Source organism: Trebonia sp. (assembly GCF_049794275.1).
Taxonomy (GTDB): domain Bacteria; phylum Actinomycetota; class Actinomycetes; order Streptosporangiales; family Streptosporangiaceae; genus Trebonia.
In genome coordinates this window covers 1-15,627 of the sequence record NZ_JBARCR010000142.1, presented here as the reverse complement: position 1 = coordinate 15,627, position 15,627 = coordinate 1, and the positions used below count along the sequence as shown (strand labels likewise).

The following is a 15,627-nucleotide window of genomic DNA, read 5'->3' as shown; positions in this document are numbered from 1 at the left end:
CGGCCAGCCGGCTTGGCGCCCTCAGGCCGCCGCCCATGCCGCCCGCCTGCGAGCTCAGGCACTCGGGACGGCCGCACAGCCGGGCCAGGGCCAGGGCCGTCGTCGCCGGCCACTACGACCTGCCCGTCTCGTTCTTCCGGCTGATCCTCGATCCGTCCATGGCCTATTCATGCGGCTACTGGGCAAGCGACGACGCTGAATACGGTCTCGCCGACGCCCAGCGAGACAAGTTCGACCTGGTCTGCCGGAAGCTGGAGCTTGGCTCCGGCGGCTCGCTGCTCGACATGGGATGCGGCTGGGGGTCGCTCACGGTACACGCCGCGCAGCACTACAAGGCGCAGGTGACCGCGGTCACGCTGTCAGCTGAGCAGGGTGGTTACGCAAGCGCGCGGCTGCGCGGGCTCGGGCTCGGCGGCCGCGCCCGGGTGCTGATCCAGGATTACCGGGACCCGGCCGGCGACTCGTACGACGCGATCGCGTCGCTCGAGATGGGTGAGCACGTGGGCGCGGCGGGATACCCCGCCTTCTGCGCGGCGCTGCACAGCCGGCTCCGCCCCGGCGGCCGACTGCTCATCCAGCAGATGTCCCGTGGAAAGAACGCACCGGGCGGCGGTCCGTTCATCGAGTCGTACGTGGCCGCGGACATGCATATGCGGCCGGTCGGGGAGACCGTCGGCCTCCTGGAGGGGGCAGGCCTCGAGGTGCTCGGCGTGGAGTCGCTGCGTCCGCACTACGTGCGGACCATCAGGGCGTGGCTGGACAATCTCGAGCGGAACCTCACCGCCGTGGAGGCGATCATCGGCGTGGACCGGGCTCGCCTGTGGCGGCTGTACCTGGCGGGCGGCGCGCTGGCTTTCGAGGAGGGGCGGATGGGCGTCGACCAGATCCTCGCGGCCAGGCGCGGATGACCGGGGCCGCGTTCGGCTGGGCGACGCTGACCGCCGGCTTCTCGGTGCTCGCGCTCGTGGCCGTGACGTTCGCCATCGGCGCGCGGACCGGCAGGCACAGCGTGATGGATGTCGCGTGGGGCGCGAGCATCGCGGTCGCGGGGGTGGTGAGCTTCCTGGCGTCGGCCGGGCACGGCGCGCCCGCCCGCCGGTGGCTGCTGCTTATCGCCGCGTTCATCTGGGGCTGCCGGCTCGCATGGCACGTGGCGGTGCGAGCGCGCGGCGCGGGCGAGGACCCGCGATACCGTGAGCTGCTCGACCGCGCGCCGGGCGACAGGAACTGGTACGCGCTGCGCGTGGTTTACCTGCCGCAGCTACTGATCTTGTGGGTCGCATGCCTGCCGCTGCCTGCCGGCATGACACAGCAGTCGGCGCCGGGTGTGGTCACCGCCATTGGCTGCGTGGCCTGGCTAACCGGGTTCGCCTTCGAGACCGTCGGCGACTGGCAGCTGGCACGGTTCCGCGCCAGCCCGGCGAACCGCGGGCGGATCATGGATCGCGGGCTGTGGCGGTATACCAGGCACCCGAACTACTTTGGGGACGCCTGCATGTGGTGGGGGATCTTCCTCATCAGCTACGGGTCGCCACTGCAGCTGCTGACCCTGGTCTCGCCGCTGCTGATGACGTTCATCCTGACCAGGGGCACCGGCCAGCGGATGACCGAGCGGCGGATGTCGGGCAACCGCCCGGGCTACGCCGAATACGTCACGCGGACCAGCGGCTTCATCCCGCTGCCGCCCCGGCGTCCGCATCGGCCGCGGAGCGTGCCGTGACCGGGCGCCGATCAGCGCGGCACGCTGTGCCGCAGCCGGAGTGCGGCGGGGAACGGCTCCAGGTACGACTGCCCGGCGAGCCAGGGCAGCTCGCCGTCGCTGGCGTAGTGGGCGAGGATCGCGACGGGGACGCTCAGCGGGTCGGCGCCGCGCCGGTAGGACTCGATCCTGGCGACCAGGTCAGATCTCCGCTCGGGGCCAAGCCCGCGGCCGATCCGGCCGAACGCGTGGTGGAGTGCGTTCGCGTTGCGGCCCCGGCTGGCCCTTGTGGTCATCGCCGCCTGGAACACGTCCCTGTACGCGAGCTCGGTAACCTCCCTCGGGACGCTCCCGGCCGCGGCGACGATCCGGCCAGCGGCCCGGTAGCGCGGCGGATCGTGCGCGAGCAGCTGAAGCTTGTGCCGAGCATGGAAAGAGACCAGGTCACGCGGTTCCCATGGGCCGGAAAACAGCTCGCGGAGCCGCGCGAAGGCAAACACCCGTTCGGTGAACTCCTCGCGCAGTACCGCGTCGTTGAGCCGCCCCTCGTCCTCGGCGGGAAGCAGCGGGAACCGGGCGATCACCCGCTGCGCAAACACGCCGCGCCCTCGGTGATCGGATGGCTGGCCGCTCGGGGCGTAACGAGGGATGCCGTGGATGCCGCAGCTCGGAGACTTGGCCTTGAACACGTACCCGTCGAGCCCCGCGGGCAGTGGCAGCGCCGCCATAGCCGTCGTGTGATCATCCCCGCCGCTTCGGCTCACCAGGTGGGCGTCGACGGTCAGCCGCAGCGTCTCCCTCGGGGCGCCAAGGCCGATCTCCATTTCCGGGCAGTACGGCACCCAGTCGACGTAAGGACCGAGCTCGTCGGTGAGGAACCGGCAGCGGCTGTGGCCGCCGTTGAACCGGACCGGCTCGCCGAGCAGGCAGCTAGACACGCCCACACGCGGCCGGGTGCCCGCGTCCTGGACCGCGCTTGCGCCTGTTTCGCTCATGAACTCCCCTTACCCAGGGAGATCAATGGACACCGCCATCGTGCTCTTCACCCGAGACCTGCGGCTGCACGACAACCCGGCGCTAGCCGGCGCGTGCGCACACGCCCGCCAGGTGGTGCCACTCTTCGTCGTGGACCCTGCGCTGAACGTCCCGCCGAACCGGGCGCGATTCCTCGCCGATTCGCTCGCGGTGCTACGGGAAGAGTTGCGTGAGCGGGGCGGCGACCTGGTGATCCGGAAGGGCGACCCCGTCGCCGAGACGATCCGGCTGGCGACCTGGACGTCAGCCCAGACCGTGTTCGTCGCCGGCGATGTGTCCAGGTACGCGGCACGGCGCGAGCAACGCCTGGCGCGGGAGTGCGGTAGGTACCGGATAGCGCTTGAGGTCACGCCGGGGCATGCGGTCGTGCCCGCAGGGGACCTCCGGCCGGCCGGCGGCGGTCACTACCGGATCTTCACGCCGTACTGGCGTGCCTGGCGCGCCGCCGCCTGGCGGGAGCCCTGCCAGGCGCCTGAGGCCGTCTCCGTTCCCGCGGGCATCGAGCCTGGCGACCTGCCCCGCCCGGATAGGGGTTCCTCAGCGGGCCTCCTGCCTGGCGGTGAGCGGGCGGGCCGGGACCGGGCTACCGCTTGGCTGGACGGACCGCTGAAGGCATACGGGGACGAGCGGGACCTTCTCGCCAGCGATGAGACGTCCCGGTTGAGCGCCTACCTGCGGTTCGGCTGCGTGTCACCGCTCGCGCTAGCGCAGGCTGCGCTGTCGCGGCCCGGCGGAGAAGAGTTCTGCAGGCAGCTGGCCTGGTGTGATTTCTTCCACCAGGTCACGGCGGCGTTCCCGGACATCGGCACGGAGGATTACCGCCCTAGCCCTCACGGACCACGGAACTGGGCTGAAGACCCGGACGCGCTGGACGCGTGGCGGGCTGGACGCACCGGCATCCCGGTGGTCGACGCCGGCATGCGGCAGCTCACCGCCGAAGGGTTCATGCATAACCGGGCCAGGATGATCACCGCCTCGTTCCTCACCAGGACACTGGGCATCGACTGGCGGCACGGGTACAGGCACTTCCGTGAGCTGCTGGCCGACGGCGACGTGGCCTGCAACGCAGGCAACTGGCAGTGGGTGGCTGGCACGGGCAACAACCCGCGCCCTGGCCGGATGCTGAACCCGCTGCGCCAGGCGGCCAGATTCGATCACGACGGCGACTACGTGCGCCGCTACGTCCCGGAACTGGCGAGCCTCGCCGCACCGTACATTCACACGCCCTGGAAGCTGCCCACCGCGCACCGCAAGCAGCTGAACTATCCGGACCCGCTTAGCGCGTGAAGTAGACGGCCTCACGGCACGTGACGTATTGATCTTCCTTGACTTGTGCTTTCTACCCCAGTTGTCCACAACGTGGAGATGGGTAGGCAGCCCAGTCCGTCGCCAAAGCTCAGCGAGTCAGCGCCGCAGTAGAGGACGTAGCCAGCGTGCATCCGGGAGCCGAGCTTCTGCTTAAGGTAACGAAGGCCGAGCAAGTCCTCTGACCTTACGGATTGCGCGGACTTCACCTCGATGCCAACAACACGTCCGCTGTTGTCCTCGAGGATCGCATCGATTTCATGACCATCACGGTCGTGATAGTGGTACAGCGCTGCTACCGTTTCCGACCAGGTCAGTTGCCGCGCAAGTTCGCCCATCACGAAGTTTTCCATCAAGCCGCCCGACTGTTCATTGGTTCGGGGAGCCTGCAGGTAGCTTGCGAGGCCCGAGTCCACGAACATCAGCTTCGGCGCACGCGTCGCGCGTTTGGTCGCCCCAGACGACCAGGCAGGGATCAGCTGAATGAGGAATATCGTTTCGAGGATCTGGATGTAGCGCCGGACGGTGGGCTCTGTGATGGTTAGCTCGCTTGCGAGCTTGGCCATGTTGATCATGCTTGCGCAGCGGGCAGCCAGCAGCGTGATCAGGCGGCGCATGTCTGCGGCTCGCTCGATGTCTGCGACCTGCTTGATGTCCCGGACGATGATGTCGTTGAGGTAGCTGGAGAAGAACCGGCCTCTTCGTATCGGGGTGTCGCGTTGAACTGCGGTGGGATAGCCGCCCCGCGCAATGCGTGCTAGGTAATCACTGCGGTGCAGCCGCGAGGCGGCTGTCGAGAGTACGGCATCAGCACCGAATACAGCGTCCACGAAACCGTCCGGCTCGCCGTCGATCTCCCCTTGGGACAGCGGCCAGAGCTCGATGGTCTCCGACCGGCTGGACAACGCGTCAGGAAGGCTCTGCAAGGCGAGCAGGCGTGCAGATCCCGTCAGTATGAACCTCCCCGGCCTCGGATCCCTGTCGACGCTGTTCTTGATCGCCAGCCAGAGCTCGGGCACCCGCTGGACCTCGTCAATCAACGTCAGCGCGTCGAAGTCCAGGAAACCAACAGGATCGTTCTCCGCGGCCAGACGAGTCTGCGGGTCATCGAGAAACCGCGACTGCCGCCTTGGCACACCATGAAGGACCCGTTCGGCGAGAGTGCTCTTGCCAACTTGCCGAGCCCCGTTGACGATCACCACCCGGGTATCACTCAGTGCGTCCGAGACCAGCTCTGTGGCTCGTCTTGGAACATAGTCAGCGGCCATCTTCACAGGACTACCGTAGCCGCTAATTTCAGATCTGCGACCTTCTTGTTTCAGATCTGCCGATTGCAGGACTTAGATCTGCGGCTCCCATAGTTTAGATCTGCCGCATGCGGGCGTTTCCACCTTCCGACACGAGATGTCGTCTTTTGCTTGACGGGCTATTGCTTTCGCTAAAACCGTAAGAGAAAGTGACCGGTAGCTCCTGACCAAACATCAATCAACAGCTGAGGGGGCACACCCTAGTGACACACGTGACACGATTGCGTGCGATCGCCGCGGCAGGCGCAGCGTCGCTGCTTGTCATCGGCGGTGCCGTCGCAACGGCGACAGCAGCGTCTGCCAAGGTCGACCCAGGCCGCCAAGCCATTACCGGGACCCACCCCGAGTGGGCCACCCCCAAGGCTCTAGCGAGCAGCAAGCCGGTAACCACCGGCACCGTGACGGCCAACGTCTATCTCGCCAGCCCCAACGCGTCCGGGCTCGCCACCTTCGCCGCGGCGGTGTCCACGCCGGGCAACGCGCAGTACGGGCACTTCCTGAGCGCCGCTCAGGTGCAGGCGCAGTACGGGCCGGACGCCAGTGAGGCGCAGGCGGTCTCCCAGTGGGCGACCGGACAGCACCTGGGTGTCGCCGAGGTGGTGCCGGGCATCGGCGGCTACGTCCAGGTGACCGGCTCAGCTACCGCCATCGCGAATGCGTTCGGCGTCACGTTCGGCTCGTACCGCCTGCAAGGCGCGACGGTCCGCGCGCCGGAGGCGGCCGCATCCCTGCCGGCGTCCATCGCTGGCGACGTGGTGGCCGTGTCCGGCCTGGACAGCGCCACGCACCTCATGAAGCCAGCTGACACGCTCCCGCCGCCGCCGCAGAACTACTTCGTCGCGCCGGACTGCTCGCAGTACTACGGCCAGAAGCTCGCGACCCAGGTTCCAGGCACCTCCACGGCGATCCCGCCGGTGAACGGCAAGGCGCAGCCGTGGACGAACTGCGGCTACACACCGGCCCAGATCCGCGGCGCCTACCACGTGGGCACGTCCGGTGATACCGGCAAGGGCGTGACGGTAGCGGTCGTCGACGCGTACGCCTCGCCGACGATGCACGCAGACGCGAACGAGTACGCCAAGGTGACCGGCGACAAGCCGTTCGCGGCGGGCCAGTACAACGAGGTGCTGCTCGGCGGCAAGAACCACTGGACCAACACCGGCCCCACGGCCTGCGACGCGTCCGGGTGGTATGGCGAGGAGTCGCTGGACGTGGAATCCGTGCACGGCATGGCACCGGACGCCCACGTCACATACGTCGGCGCGGTGAGCTGCGAAGACAATGACCTGCTGGCGGCGCTGTCGTACATCGTCAAGCACCACACGGCGAGCATCGTGACCGACTCCTGGGGCGAGCCTTACGATGGGTCCGTCACGCAGGCGGCCTACGACGCGATCTTCCAGGCCGGCGCGGCCGAGGGCATCGGGTTCTTCTTCTCTTCGGGCGACAGCGGCTACGAGGACCCGGCCTACGAGGACGGCGGCTCGGACCAGATCCAGGTCGACTACCCGACCTCAAGCCCGTGGGTCACCTCGGTGGGCGGCACCAGCCTGGCGATCGGCAAGGCGAACAACTATGAGTTCGAGACCGCGTGGGGCACCGTCCTCGACCCGCTGACGACCAGCTCGTCCGGCTCGGCCTGGGACTTCACCCCGCCTGGCAGTAGCAGTGACGTCGAGAACTTCTACGACGGTTCCGGCGGCGGCGGCGTGTCCACCGCGTACGCACAGCCGTCATACCAGCGAGGCGTCGTCCCGAGCAGCCTCGCTACCCAGGTGCCGGAAGGCTCGACTACGACCCCGATGCGGGTGATCCCAGACGTCTCGGCGCTGGCCGACCCGTCCACCGGCTTCCTGGTCGGCGAGACCCTGTTCGGCCCGAATAATTCGCCGGAGCGGTTCTACCTCAGCCGGATCGGCGGCACCTCCCTCGCGTCCCCGACGTTCGCGGGCATCGAGGCGGACGCCCAGCAGGCCGCTGGCTTCGCCCTGGGCTTCGCCAACCCGGCGATCTACTTGCTAACCAGGGCCAACGGGATCGATCACGCGTTTAACGATGTGGCCAGTCACACAGGCGTCTACGAGGTGCGGTCCAACTACACCGACCCCAACAACGAGACCCTGCCGTTGCTGACTTACCTACGTGACCTCGGCATCAATGGCACTGGGGCCTCGGCCCTGGTCGCCACCCCGGGCTACGACGACGCCACCGGCGTCGGGTCGCCCGACCGTTACATCCAGGCGTTCCAGCATCTGGTCGGTTAACCGCCTGAATACCTGCCGGGCGGGGCCGCTGTCCAACCGGAGAGCCGCCCCGCCCGGGGGTGTCATGTCGCGGCAGCCTGGCTGCCAGACCCTACAACCCGTGTAGGGTCTCACTTCACGTGACGTGTTGATCTCGTCCAGGGCCGACAACATCGCTGCCCCCGCTGCGAACCTAGAAGACCGTGGCTGGCTTGTCGGCACGTCGTACCCGGCATGTGCTACACGAGCAGTTCACGAGCGCGGAGACTCGCCAGGATGAAGTCTGTTGTTTCATCGGGGTCAACCGGCGGCACCGCGACGGTGATGGCTTCATGCCCCGCCGCTAGGGCAGCGTAGCCACTGCGGACTTCGTCCCTGTTCAGCCTGTCGCTCTCGTGCGGTGTCATGAACAGGAAGATCACATCTGCTTGCTGGCCCGACCACACCGAATCGATCAGCCCGAAGAACACTGACCTGTTTAGCCCGGACCCGGCGAGTCCGGCCCCGTACCAGCCGTAGGCAACGGTGGACCACCACCAGCGGTCGAGGAAGAGGCCGTGTCGGACTCGAGCGTCGGCGATTGGCCCGATGTTTTCGGCATGGCATGCGATGTGCAGCAGTTGGTGTGCCAGCGGGGAACTGATCTGGCTGTTCTCGGTGAGAGAGTAGATGTTTCTGGTCAGGTCCGTCATCCCGGATGGCATGTGGGTGAATCGCGGGCCGGGCACCGCCCAGTCGAGTGCCGACAGCCGCTTGATCTGCGTCGACTTTCCTGAGCGGTCGAGGCCTTCGAGCACGATCAGGGAACCCGGCCGGAGATGAAGGCTCATGGTAGTCAAGCTATCCGTGCGCAGTGCTAGCACCCCACGAAGGTGAGGGAGCGGCGGGCGGAGTCGAGGATTATCGTCCCGCCGTTGTTGTCGCGCAGCGCGCGCCACGCGGTGAAGCCGGTGAGGACGGCCTGCTCCCAGTCTGCCGCGGTTCGGACCCCGACCTCGTAGGGGGCGGTGACGTCCTTGATGACGTTGAGGAACCGGAAGTCCAGGCGGGTGACGCCGTCCAAGTAGTTATGGCTGGTGGCGTAGGCGAAGGCCATCAGGGCGATGCCCTCTTCGGTGACGATCGCGCGGCCGCCGTCCTCCGCCTCGTCGACCTCTGGGTTGGACTTCCGTTTCCTGCCCATGAGCTTCCTGGTGACCGGCGACCAGCCGAGCACCGCTGCATAGCCCAGGTGAAAGACGTCGTGGAACCGGTACCCGTCGTCTACGTGGGAGTTGTCGGTGAGAGGGTCGCCCATCCACCGGTCGTCGTGGCGGACCCGGACTGTCGGTCGGCCCGCGTCGCTGACGGAAGCGACGAACTCGAAGGTTCCCGTGCGAGGGAGTCGCTCGGCCAGGAGGTACTGGTCGTCAAACGGCTCGGCCGTGGTCAGCAGCCAACGGTCCCGGGTCTTCTCCAGGTTAGCGCGAGCGATGTCATCGAGGTCTAGGCCGAGCTTGGTGGCGAGGGTCGCGGTGTACCAGAGCACGTCGCCGAGTTCCTCGCGGATGCGGGCCTTCGCGGCCGTGTGGGCGGGGCCGTCCCGTAGCAGCTTCTTGTATTCGGTGGCGACCGACCCGGCCTCGCCGACCATGCCCAGCAGGTGGACCGCGATGTCAGCGAGGTCCGTGCCTTGCCGCTGGTCCGTCTGGTGGGCAGCCTCTTGGAACGCGTGGAACTTCATCTCGTCCTCTTCTGGGCACGACTTCACCCTGTCGGATTTTCTGGCGATCATTGTCGGAACTCCCGACGCGATGCCATAGTATCTGAATGTCCGACAGGCGGTGTCGGATAACACGACAGAGCTTTGGAGGCGTGATGGGGCCGAGGGACATCGAGGACTTCACTATCGGATTGCTTGCTGAGGAGGCGAAATGCAGCTCGGACGAGATGCGGCAGCGTCTGGAAGAGGCGGGCGGCGACCTCCCGATCGACTCGATCCTCCTAGTGGAGGTCGTCGTGCGGGTCGAGGAGCGCTTTGGGGTTCATCTGGCCACAACTTTGGAGACGGCTTTTAATCTACGGTCGGTTAAGGACTTCGCCGTAATGGTCTACGACCTTGTTCAGGTGGAGCGTGCCCGGCAGGCGGGTGAGAGCGCGTGACCGAGAACGAGAAGAGCACTAGCCAGGAAACCGAGTCACAGCAGCTTGCGAAGCGGCTGCGCGAGGTGCGCGAGTACTTGAACCTCTCGCAGCAATTCGTCGCGGACAAGACGGGCATCCCCCGGTCGGCAGTCTCTGACATCGAGCGCGGAGCGCGGAAGGTCGACAGTCTGGAGCTGCGGAAGCTCGCCCGGCTGTATATGTACCCGGTCGGCTACTTCCTCGGCGAAGAGGAAGGTGGCGACGACGTCCGCACGCTCGCACGGGCGGTCACCGACTTGACGGAGGACGACCGCGCCGAGGTAGTCCGGTTCGCCCAGTTCCTGCGGTACTCGGCTGACGCAGACCGGAAGAGGCAGCGACGATGACGACCTGGGCCGAAGCCAACAGGGTGAGCATGCTGGCCGCTGCACAAGCCCACGGCGACTATGGGATCGATACGGCCATCTGGCCGGTCGATATCTACGACGCGATCTACACCGCCGACGTAGTGACCATCTGGCGACAGATGCCCAGGCAGTTCGGCGCCTACGCCAACGACCCAGGGTCACGCCCGGGTGTCATAATCAACAGCGGACTGCCGCACGCGGCACAGCGCCAGACGGCAGGGCATGAACTCGGGCACCACTGGTGGAAGCACGGGACGCGAGAGGACCTCGACCTGGACCCTCCCGGCGACCGAAGGCCATCGTGGCCACCGGAAGAGAAGCTGGCCGAGTCCTTCGCCGCCTGGTTCCTCATGCCTCGCAAGGCGGCCGTGGCTGCATTTGACCGCCTCGGCATTAATGAGCTGCGGTCACCAGCGGACGTGTACCTGCTGTCCCTGCTCCTGGGCACGCCGTACCGCGCTACGGTCAGGCACCTGCCGAACATCCGGCTCATCAGCGGAGCCAGGGCAGCAGAGTGGATCAGGGTGCCGCCGAACGTAATCAAGGACCGCCTCGACCAGGCCAACGACACGCCGGCGTCCCGCAAGCCGGACGTATGGGTGCTCGGCCCGCGGTTCGACGGGGTACAGCTCACTGTCCATCCCGGCGACCGGATCGTGATCACCAGCGCGAATGGCAGATGCCCTTCGGTGTCCTGCCCTGGCGGGCTGACGGACGTGCCGGTCGGGTCCGCAAGCCACGCGGCTGAGATCCAGGCCGGAGAAGACCGGAGCGAATGGGGCCGCGTCCAGGTCGCTGACGCCTCCGCGCACTGGGAATTCGCCGTACAAGTGGAAGGACAGCGCAGTGGCATCGACCCGCGCTGGATGCACTGACATCCCGCCCTCCTTCATAACCTGCCCATCCGGCCGGATCGGGGAAGTGATCAGGTGACGCTTGCACAAGACCAAGTCCGTGGCGGCACCGTGTCCGAGGCGTGGCTGAATGCCGTCCAAGTCGTGGATGCAGCTCCGCAGCGCCGCCTCTTCCACTTGGTAACCCGCGTCAGTGACCCAGTGGCTGAAGAACCGCACATCAGGGCCGCCGCTGACACGCTCCTCCGTGAGCTGGAGCTCGCCCCGGTTGACACGGTGGCCAACACTATATTCCCGGCCCAGCTGGCAGCTGCATCCGCCGGGCCCGGCGAGCTAGCCCAGCGGTATCGGCGGATATACCCCACGCTGCGCCGACTCCACAAGAGCAACCGGAAGGGCACCTACTTCGGGCGGATCGTCGCACACCCCGCCGCCGGCAGCGAGCGCGACCAGCTCGCTGACCTGATCGAGCGGCTGAACACCGAGTTGCGCACGCGCGGACCGAAATCGGCTAGGTACGAGATGAACGTCACCGGGCCCGGCGAGCTTGCCCAGCCTGCCGACGAGTGTCCGGCGGAGGAATTCTCGGACGGCGGCCCGGTCCACATCTACGCGGCGGACAAGGACACGTCCCCGATGGGATTCCCGTGCCTATCCTTCTGTTCGTTCCAACTGGACGGCAACACGCTGCACATGATCGCCCAGTACCGCTACCAGTACCTGATAGAGCGGGGATACGGCAACTACCTCGGCCTCGGCCAGCTCCTCGGATACGTGTGCGCCACTGCCGGCCTGCGCCCGGGGCAGCTGACGATCATGGCCGGCGTCGCCGCCGTTGACAGTGCAGCGCGATACCGGATCGCCCGGCTGATTGAATCCGCCAGGCCTCAGTGACCTCCCCGTGCTGCCGGGAGCAGGCCATCTGGGCACACGGTTAGCACTGCGGTAATCCGGGGCTCGTCCAGAACCTCCGCGCACTCGCGTGCGTAATCTGCGAGCCGACTGATCGTGTCCGCCCAGAACGGATCGTTGGGAAGAACGCTCTCGCCGGCGTCCACGTCCAGGTCACGGCAGACACGGGCAGTGAGTCGCTCCAGCGTGGCCGCCAGGACCGTCACGAGGTCCGCCGTTTCGGGGGACGCGTCCTTGATCGGATTCATAGAACCGCCTCCGTAGAACTAGTGATCACGGAAAAGATCCTCTGGAGCATCAGTATCGTACAGATGTGCTGTTGTCGGCCAGTGCCGCGGTGACGGCTTCGTCAGGCCCGCATTGATGCCCCACTTGGGCGGGAACCATGCTGGGACAGGCTCGGCGACCGGGCGGAAGGACTGCTTGATCCGGGTGCGCCCGCTGATCCCCTGAACGTCTGGGTGCGCCACGCGAGCGTACTTGTCGACCTCGCAGAACAGGTTCTGGCAGTCGATCAGCTGCAGCCTACGGCCCCGCAGGCCGCCGAAGGGGAGACGGAGCCGAGTGAAGTGCTCCTCCTGGTGGTCAGCCATATACCGAATGACGTCGGCCTCGATCCCGTCCGCCGACCGGCCGAAGCACTTGCGGATGCCGTCCCGTGCGCCGGGTCCCGGTACGACGAACTCCATCTCGTCGTACTCAAGCGCCGGCGAGTAGTTCAGGTCGATCACGTACTGGTAGGCAAGGAAGTCACCGATCGCCGGGTATGAGCGCAGGACCTCGAACGCGCCGCGCAGCGACCCAGCCGACCTGACCTTTTCGGCCACGCCCGTGGACATCATGAGTTCGAGCAAGCGGAGGTGGTTGGCGTGCTTGCGGGACTCGCCGAACCGCGGCGGCGGGACGACGTAAGCCGCCGAGTAGAGCCGCTCACCGCTCTGGAACGCCGCGGTAAGCACTCGTTCGTAGCGGGCGTGGTCGTACTCCTGCCAAGACACCTCCCCGAGCACTGCCTCCAAGCGCTGCCAGGTGGGGATGCGGTTGAACACCTTAAACAGCAGGGTCCGGAAAACAACATCACCGGGATCCTGCGGCCCCTGGTAGATGACCTGACTGATCAGGAACTGGCTGACTCGGTCTGCCGCCCTGTAGCAGTTGGTGAACCGGTACCGCCGCAGGATCGGGTCACGCGTCCACGGGGCCGCCCGGCCCTGTAGCCGCGCCCCGTACAGAGCCTGCCTCGCAGCGGCGAACCGCCAGTAAGTGTCAAACACCGGCGTGGGTTCGATCCGTCGCCCGCAGACCACGATCTTGGGTGCGGGTCCCATTTGCTCTAGCGCTGCCCCTGCGCTGGAGGGATCAGGCAACTGCAAGGGGAGCGAATCGGCGGCAGTCGGCTGCGGCATGAAGTTCTCCGTTCCGATCGCGTTATGTGAATCGCTATACGGATAACATTATACACGTGACGCAGGAAGACCGTGAGGGCTCGCGGGAGCGCTCATCAGCGATTTTCGGAAACCGGTACTTCGTTGACGTGGTTCTGGCCGTGGATCAGTTGTCCAGCGCTAACGCCGCCCCCGTGACCATGCGAATGGTGGCATCGGAGACTACGCTCAGCGACAGCCTGGTCCGGCAGGTGATGCAGAGGCTTCGTGACGCTGACCTCATAGCGGAACCCCCCCGCACAGGCGGGACAAGAAGCCCCCGTTATTTCGAGGTGCGCCGCGGCTCCCTCTGGAACGGTGTGCTGTCGGCCTGCACAGCTACCAAGGGAGCATGAGGCGGAATCGCCTCGATCGTCATGAGCGGGCGATCAGGAGGCAAGGCGGACGGGCGGTAGTCAGTGCTGCCGCCGCAACGCCGACCCCCTGGACACTCGAGGTGGTCACCAGCACTGCCCCGATTTTGCTCATTTGGCAGCCCGCTCAACTCGCTGAAGGATAGCGAGGACTTGCTCGCCGAGCGGTGGTGCCAGGTTCGCCGCTGTTCGAAGGTCATCACCCCAGCGTCGGTGAGCGCGTCGATGATGCCACGTACGTGGTGGTCTGGTCGTGCGCCAAGCCTGGCAACTCCGCCACGCGGCGTGAGCCCTACAAGCCCTGGGCTAGCCCGGCGCCATGTCCACGAAGCGGCTGTAGTGCCCTTGGAAGGCCACCGTCACGGTCGCGGTCGGCCCGTTCCTATGCTTGGCGATGATCAGGTCCGCCTCACCAGCCCGCGGCGACTCCCGCTCGTACGCGTCCTCGCGGTGCAAGAGGATCACAACGTCTGAGTCCTGCTCTATGCTATTGTGCAGATTTGTTCCATTTGCTATGAAATTGTGTGTTCCGAGAACGGTTGCGTCATAGACAGGCTGAAGTCCGACGCTTTCGATCGAAGAGATCGTGTCCCAGAAGACGTCGTTGGTAGCCAACATTTCAAGCTGAGCGTCATCGAGGACCTTGGCGATTCGGCCGAGCCGGGACCTGCTGGGATTGATTTCGTCGTTCAGATCTCCACGACTTCTTGTCCCAACCGCCACCTGCAGGCGGGCCCGTGTCATCGAGCGTTCTCTCAGAACTTCACGGACTCGCATCCAGACAGCACTGGGAATCGTGTCGAAACGGCCGGCGGCGGTCATCTCACCGAGACGGACTCGCGCCTGGATCACGGACTCACCACGTTTACCGTGAGCGCCAATGTCATTGACAAACCGAAGTTGCTCCTCGACGCCAGTGACGTCTACGGTCCACTGAGGATGGCCATACGTATTGCCGACGGCATGCAGTCTGCCCACTATCCCGAACCGAAGAAGCAAGGTTTGGAGTTGCCGGGCTAGTCTCTCACTTGTTGTGGAGTAATAGATTCGTACGTTCCCGGTCTTCCCGACAGTGACCGATCCGTCCGTTGCCCATAGGTGGCGCAAGAATAGAGCGAGCTCCGTCTTAGGCAAGGAGAAGACGGCCTCAGGTATGAACTTCTCGTGGCTCCGCAAGCCGAACAAGTCCAGTGAGTCGAGCCAAATGACAATCGGGTTGCGGCGTCCACGCATCAGCGCATTAGGCGCAGGCAAGCGCAGCGTCGTGCATCGCGCGGCGGCGTAGTCATCCCGGATCGCTGAGATGCCGAAATGCTTAGCAGCCTCCGCGACAGCTGCCAGGTTCTCCTCGTCAACACTCGCGTATCGGATCGCCTGTCGCTTCACGAACGAACCGTCGCCGAGCAGGTGAGCAAGCATAACGATCTCGGGCTCCGGCATTGACCGCTCAACAAGCGGGCCCGGTGTAGTCCTTGGAATGGCCACCCGCGAACCGGCCCTCAGCTCACCCAGTTGCTCCCAGCCGCCATAGGTGAGGAATGGATGGTTGGCGGTCGCGTGCACCTCACGCCCGGAGGTCATGCGCACGCGGAAGACTTCTCTGACTCCGCTTGAGAAGGCGTGGGTGAGTGTCCTGGGGACAAGCCTCATACCCTCATCAACGGACCAGACCGGGATGTCTCTCGCACCTGACGCCATCAGCTCATCAAAGGTGATCTCCGCTCCCGTGTCCGCACGGAGAATCCTCGTGTCACCGGTTAGGCAGCCCGACTCGCGAAGGTCGGACAGCAATGGCCTTTTGTCCTGGCGCTGCTCGGGGCCGCGGTTGAGCTGGGACAGGGCCACTACGGGAACTTCGAGCTCCTTGGCGAGCAGCTTCAGCGACCGGGAGAACTCCGACACCTCCTGCTGCCGGTTCTCCACCCGGCGCGAGGAGGAGGACA

Annotated in this window: 14 protein-coding genes; 8 read left to right on the top strand and 6 right to left on the bottom strand. The window is 66.0% G+C overall.

Annotated features, from left to right (window positions below; translation table 11 throughout):
• On the top strand, positions 1 to 908 hold a 908-nt coding region (locus WA805_RS04060), incomplete at its 5' end, for a class I SAM-dependent methyltransferase (RefSeq protein ID WP_425241674.1).
• Positions 905 to 1,720 carry a DUF1295 domain-containing protein gene (locus WA805_RS04055; protein ID WP_422339906.1) on the top strand — a complete coding sequence of 272 codons (816 nt, stop codon included), beginning with the start codon at positions 905 to 907 and terminating at the stop codon, positions 1,718 to 1,720. The genes WA805_RS04060 and WA805_RS04055, both read left to right, overlap by 4 nt.
• An 11-nt stretch (positions 1,721 to 1,731) precedes the next feature.
• Here the strand turns inward: WA805_RS04055 and WA805_RS04050 are convergent, their stop codons facing one another.
• Complete coding sequence (locus WA805_RS04050; protein ID WP_425239059.1) at positions 1,732 to 2,694, bottom strand: YbgA family protein; 963 nt, start codon at positions 2,692 to 2,694, stop codon at positions 1,732 to 1,734.
• A 25-nt stretch (positions 2,695 to 2,719) separates the two neighbouring features.
• Here WA805_RS04050 and WA805_RS04045 point away from each other — a divergent pair, with 25 nt between their 5' ends.
• Positions 2,720 to 4,021 (top strand): cryptochrome/photolyase family protein, encoded by a 1,302-nt coding sequence (locus WA805_RS04045; protein WP_425241673.1) that lies wholly within the window; start codon positions 2,720 to 2,722, stop codon positions 4,019 to 4,021.
• Positions 4,022 to 4,032: 11 nt separating this feature from the next.
• On the opposite strand, the gene WA805_RS04040 is transcribed toward WA805_RS04045, so the two are convergent.
• On the bottom strand, positions 4,033 to 5,307 hold the full coding sequence (locus tag WA805_RS04040; protein ID WP_422290799.1) for an ATP-binding protein: 1,275 nt from the start codon (positions 5,305 to 5,307) through the stop codon (positions 4,033 to 4,035).
• A 251-nt stretch (positions 5,308 to 5,558) separates the two neighbouring features.
• Between WA805_RS04040 and WA805_RS04035 the strand changes: the two genes are divergently transcribed.
• The gene (locus tag WA805_RS04035; protein WP_425241672.1) at positions 5,559 to 7,610 is read left to right on the top strand and encodes a S53 family peptidase; all 2,052 of its coding nucleotides are present in this window, start codon (positions 5,559 to 5,561) and stop codon (positions 7,608 to 7,610) included.
• A 218-nt stretch (positions 7,611 to 7,828) separates the two neighbouring features.
• On the opposite strand, the gene WA805_RS04030 is transcribed toward WA805_RS04035, so the two are convergent.
• Together WA805_RS04030 and WA805_RS04025 are read right to left on the bottom strand one after the other, a co-directional pair.
• Positions 7,829 to 8,386: a hypothetical protein gene (locus WA805_RS04030; protein ID WP_424563083.1), complete on the bottom strand. Its 558-nt coding sequence runs from the start codon at positions 8,384 to 8,386 to the stop codon at positions 7,829 to 7,831.
• Positions 8,387 to 8,445: 59 nt separating this feature from the next.
• Positions 8,446 to 9,363 carry a nucleoside triphosphate pyrophosphohydrolase family protein gene (locus WA805_RS04025; RefSeq protein ID WP_425241671.1) on the bottom strand — a complete coding sequence of 306 codons (918 nt, stop codon included), beginning with the start codon at positions 9,361 to 9,363 and terminating at the stop codon, positions 8,446 to 8,448.
• 35 nt (positions 9,364 to 9,398) lie between these two features.
• Between WA805_RS04025 and WA805_RS04020 the strand changes: the two genes are divergently transcribed.
• From WA805_RS04020 to WA805_RS04005, 4 genes are all read left to right on the top strand, one after another.
• Positions 9,399 to 9,731 (top strand): phosphopantetheine-binding protein, encoded by a 333-nt coding sequence (locus tag WA805_RS04020; RefSeq protein WP_424563081.1) that lies wholly within the window; start codon positions 9,399 to 9,401, stop codon positions 9,729 to 9,731.
• Positions 9,728 to 10,099: a helix-turn-helix domain-containing protein gene (locus WA805_RS04015; RefSeq protein ID WP_424563080.1), complete on the top strand. Its 372-nt coding sequence runs from the start codon at positions 9,728 to 9,730 to the stop codon at positions 10,097 to 10,099. The genes WA805_RS04020 and WA805_RS04015 overlap by 4 nt, the downstream gene beginning before the upstream one ends.
• The gene (locus WA805_RS04010) at positions 10,096 to 10,995 is read left to right on the top strand and encodes an ImmA/IrrE family metallo-endopeptidase (protein WP_424563079.1); all 900 of its coding nucleotides are present in this window, start codon (positions 10,096 to 10,098) and stop codon (positions 10,993 to 10,995) included. Before WA805_RS04015 ends, WA805_RS04010 begins: the two co-directional genes overlap by 4 nt.
• Positions 10,996 to 11,175: 180 nt before the next feature.
• Complete coding sequence (locus WA805_RS04005; protein ID WP_424563078.1) at positions 11,176 to 11,868, top strand: hypothetical protein; 693 nt, start codon at positions 11,176 to 11,178, stop codon at positions 11,866 to 11,868.
• A gap of 284 nt (positions 11,869 to 12,152) precedes the next feature.
• Here WA805_RS04005 and WA805_RS04000 read toward each other — a convergent pair whose 3' ends face one another.
• Positions 12,153 to 13,160: a nucleotide kinase domain-containing protein gene (locus tag WA805_RS04000; protein WP_424563076.1), complete on the bottom strand. Its 1,008-nt coding sequence runs from the start codon at positions 13,158 to 13,160 to the stop codon at positions 12,153 to 12,155.
• 830 nt (positions 13,161 to 13,990) lie between these two features.
• Positions 13,991 to 15,627: DnaB-like helicase C-terminal domain-containing protein (locus tag WA805_RS03995; RefSeq protein ID WP_425241670.1), on the bottom strand; the 1,637-nt coding region annotated here is incomplete at its 5' end.

Bases quoted from the DNA above. Each gene is read 5' to 3' on its own strand.
- WA805_RS04055 (WP_422339906.1), top strand. From the start codon at position 905: ATGACCGGGGCCGCGTTCGGCTGGGCGACGCTGACCGCCGGCTTCTCG.
- WA805_RS04050 (WP_425239059.1), bottom strand. From the start codon at position 2,694: ATGAGCGAAACAGGCGCAAGCGCGGTCCAGGACGCGGGCACCCGGCCG.
- WA805_RS04045 (WP_425241673.1), top strand. From the start codon at position 2,720: ATGGACACCGCCATCGTGCTCTTCACCCGAGACCTGCGGCTGCACGAC.
- WA805_RS04040 (WP_422290799.1), bottom strand. From the start codon at position 5,307: ATGGCCGCTGACTATGTTCCAAGACGAGCCACAGAGCTGGTCTCGGAC.
- WA805_RS04025 (WP_425241671.1), bottom strand. From the start codon at position 9,363: ATGATCGCCAGAAAATCCGACAGGGTGAAGTCGTGCCCAGAAGAGGAC.
- WA805_RS04020 (WP_424563081.1), top strand. From the start codon at position 9,399: ATGTCCGACAGGCGGTGTCGGATAACACGACAGAGCTTTGGAGGCGTG.
- WA805_RS04010 (WP_424563079.1), top strand. From the start codon at position 10,096: ATGACGACCTGGGCCGAAGCCAACAGGGTGAGCATGCTGGCCGCTGCA.